General features: G+C 40.9%; 1 protein-coding gene. It reads right to left on the reverse strand.

Going from position 1 to position 1,470, the window contains the following annotated elements; translation table 11 throughout:
- The coding region (locus tag ACFQ19_RS20205) for an IS1380 family transposase (RefSeq protein ID WP_379594664.1) at positions 1 to 1,316 on the reverse strand (1,316 nt) is incomplete at its 3' end.
- Positions 1,317 to 1,470 lie beyond the last annotated feature (154 nt).

Here is a 1,470-nt window from a genome sequence, read left to right on the forward strand (position 1 = left end):
TATTCAATCTGAAGCTGTTGAACATTTCGCAACACTTTCCAGAAGAAAGATGCATACACAAAACTTGAAGCCAATTTAAAATAGAAAGAACGTCCTGATGTCACTAATTTACTGGCAACTTTAATGATACGTGTCCGGATCGTCTGAATTTGCATCTGTTGTTGTCCTTCCGGGAAACACAGCGTGCGCAGCCAATTGGTCAAGTTATAAGCCAATAAACTCAACATCATGCGAGCTTCATTCGCCTGAAAAGAATGACTGCTCATGCGATCCAAATCGAAGCCATTTTTCGCTTCTTTGATATAATTTTCCATCGTGCCCCTTCGCTGATAGGACTGTACAATCACTTGGGGAGAAAAGACATCGCTTAAGTTTGTCACAAAAAAGCTGTGGGTGAAAAACATTTCTCCTGCTGGACGAACGGATTGAATAATGATTTTTCGTGCTTTCTTCCATGATTTGGCCTGATATTCGTTTTCTTCAAAATAGCACTCGGACTTACTCATATCCTTGAAGGCAGAAGCAGGATGCAGTTCATCGGCCAGACGTTGCAGTTTGGCATTCGACTTTAAACGAATCACATAAGAAACGGATTCTTTTTCGCATAAATCATACAGCGCGGGGACGGCAAAACCGCTGTCTGCACGCAAAAATGGCGTCATCCATGGGAAGTTTTCATTGTAATGTTCGATAAGCGGACGAACAAAATCGACAACACCATTGGATGTATAGACATTTCCCGGGCGCAATTCAGATTTGAGAAAATCACTTGTTACTCCGTCAAAGGCAACCATGGGATGAAAACCAATCGTGCCATAATGCGCATTGTAAGCAGATTGTTCCTGTTTGCCATACGTATCGGCATGGGTAGAATCCAAATCCAAAATAATCGCATCCGATTCTCGATGCGTATGCATTTTATCCAGTAATGCCTGATTAGCTTGAAGTAACGAGGTAATAGAACTGGAATCAAAGCGTTCTAAAAAACGAGATAAGCTTGGCTGGGAGGCTAGCGCATCCTTTCCCATGATTTGCGTAAATATCGGATCGTGTATCAGGGCATCCGCTGCGTCATCTTCGGTATATCCAGCGATGAGTTGATAGATTTTTTGACGAAGTAAATCTTCATTCGCATGCACATAGTAGCGCCGTTCATCGATAAGCTGTAAATATGCTGCCAAGGTCGCAGAGAAACCAATTTTTTCATCAAATTCCCGAAAAATCATTTGACCGGTATCGGAGGATAATTCGCCTCCATCATGGGATAATTTTATTTTACGATTGAAGTCAAGTGTGATATGCGGTAAAGTAGCCATTATAAGAATCCTTTCTGTTGGTTATTTGGTGGTACTTTTAACCTTATCAGAAATGGGTTCTTTTTTCATTTATTTGATGCAGTCTATATCTGTCATAGTTCCTTGACAGGTATGGGATGAGAAGCTATTTAGATTTTTCTATGAATAATTCAGG

This window comes from Oceanobacillus locisalsi (genome assembly GCF_042675985.1).
In the GTDB taxonomy this organism is placed as follows: domain Bacteria; phylum Bacillota; class Bacilli; order Bacillales; family Amphibacillaceae; genus Oceanobacillus; species Oceanobacillus locisalsi.